The 1730-nt window shown below is 41.1% G+C and carries 1 protein-coding gene; it reads left to right on the forward strand.

Annotation, left to right across the window (positions count from 1 at the left end):
- The coding region (locus tag R7R24_RS24365; RefSeq protein ID WP_318119679.1) for a hypothetical protein at positions 1-241 on the forward strand (241 nt) is incomplete at its 5' end.
- Between the last annotated feature and the right edge of the window lie 1489 nt (positions 242-1730).

Consider the following 1730-nt stretch of genomic DNA (forward strand, 5'->3'; position numbering starts at 1 on the left):
GACGGGGTTATCTCGACAATCTATTGCAAACACAATCAAGAAGCTCTCTGAGTCTGGTTGGTTAACTTACGAGCCAGGGGATAAATCGAAAAGTTTAGCTAATACATACTATTTGAATCTTGAGCGCTTGGGGTTAACTACACAATCTAAAATAGTCCCAATAGAGGGATACATAGCTCAAGATGGGACTAAGTGGTCTTGTGCTGCTGATTATTGGAAGTCTAGACAGCAAACAATTTAAATTCATAAACGCCATGCATTCAGAGTGCAATCTGAATGCATGGCTAATCATAACTAGCTTACAAGGGGCTAATCATGACTAACTCACATCCTATTGAAAAGGACGTGTTTTACAACCGTCTGTCGCAATTAATTGCATCAACTGATTTAAATCCAGTCGACCGCGTTTTATTTCTCGCCACTTTTGAATCTTGGTACAACTTTCAAAGTTACGCCGTATATCAGTCCATCTCCGAAAAGGCTATTCAAGCTTTGGAGGAATGTTATGCGTAGTACTGATTGGGAGAACGCTGTTAAATTCTTTGCTCCAATTTCTAGGAGTAGTCGAATACATCCTAACTTTATCTTTAGATTTCAACACTTAGCATTAAGTGAGGGTCGAGCTGCTGAAATAGCTTGTGTCGATTTGGATCAAATCCATCGATGGGATGACGGTGAGGAAATCCCCCCTACCATTCGTAGGCTTTGGGCTCTTGAGTCTGGGCGCTATCTTCCTGATGTTACGGGGTTTTCTAAGTGGGCATTTAAGTCTGGTCATATTGTTACACCTGATGGAGCTACCTACTCTGAGGGGCAACTTCGCCACGCTCTTTTTCTGTTAGATCAGGTCTTATAAATAGCTCTGTTGGGAAATAAAAATTTGGGAGCCTTGTGCTCCCTTTTTTTGTTTCTCAATTGAGCCGACAAGCGGAAACATTCTTGATTTTTGTTACCTAATTCAAATCCGCGCGTCAGCTTCACAAATATGTATAAATACGTCTTTTTACATATCTATCTGGTTGTTAGCTGCAAACGACGACTGACGACGACGATGACTGAGGAGGAGGAAATAGGAGGTGCAGCGTCATCCCCGTATAGTAATACGGGGTGAAAGTACCTTGTTTTTCCGCAAAATGTCGAATCTGTGATGTACAATTCGACAAAATGTCGAAATAAGGTAACTTATGCATCCGTCCGAGTTTAAGCGCATTCGAAAGTCTGTTTTAAAGCTTAGTCAGTCCGAATTAGGCGATAAGCTGGATCTCTCCAATGATTCGATAAGTAGATTTGAAACGGGTAAATATCCAGTCGATAAAAGGACTGAATTTGCCCTTCTGTGGTTACAGCATTTAGAACTACACCTAGAAGCTCCTGTAACGCCTCCTGTGCAAAAAAGTGAGGTATTAGAATCTTGCTCTGTAGATCTTCTTATTTCCCCTCCTGTGCATTCTGACGACGAAAAGAGGGATAGATTTGGTCCTGTCCCTGACTCATCAAAAAGATCCAAGGCTAGGTCTAATCGAAAAAAGAAAAAGAAAAAGCGATAGCGCTATTTGTTCTATGGTTTGTTCTATGGTTTGTTGGAGTCAACCTAGTTTACTAGGGTTAGTATATGACGTTGACTAGGGTGGTGTATCTCATACACTAGGGTTGTCTATATATTGACTAGGTGTTATGATTTTCTGTGGATAAAAAAAAACGCCAAAATGGGCGGCAACCCTTGGCGTTTT

It is taken from the genome of Vibrio sp. 704 (assembly GCF_033339295.1).